A 412-nucleotide genomic window follows, 5' to 3' on the forward strand; every position below is an offset into this window, starting at 1 on the left:
GGCCGTCGCCTCCGCGCGGGACGCCGGGTACCGCCGCGGACTCGGCGCCGACCACGTCGTCGACTCCCGGGACCCCGACGTGCCCGGGCGCATCCGCGCGGCCGCCCCGGCGGGCGCCGACCTCTACCTCGACGCCGCGGGCACCAACGACCTGGAGACCGCGGTGGACCTGCTCGCCGGGCGGGGGCGGATCGTGCTGCTCGCCGGACTGCGCTCCCGGCCCGTGCTGCCGGTGGGGCCGCTGTACCTGAGGGACCGCTCGATCCACGGCTTCGCCATCTCGCACGCCACCGCCGAAGAACTCGCCGAGGCCGCCAGCGCCGTCAACCGGCTGGTCGCCGACGGCCGTCTGAGGCCCCGGGCGATCGAGCGGCTGCACCTGAGCGACGCCGCCGAGGCCCACCGCCGGCTG

The 412-nt window shown here is 78.2% G+C and carries 1 protein-coding gene; it reads left to right on the forward strand.

Annotation, left to right across the window (positions count from 1 at the left end):
* The coding region (locus tag LPA54_RS40425; protein WP_228985419.1) for a zinc-binding dehydrogenase at positions 1–412 on the forward strand (412 nt) is incomplete at both ends.

It is taken from the genome of Streptomyces sp. DH12 (genome assembly GCF_020873895.1).
GTDB lineage: Bacteria > Actinomycetota > Actinomycetes > Streptomycetales > Streptomycetaceae > Streptomyces.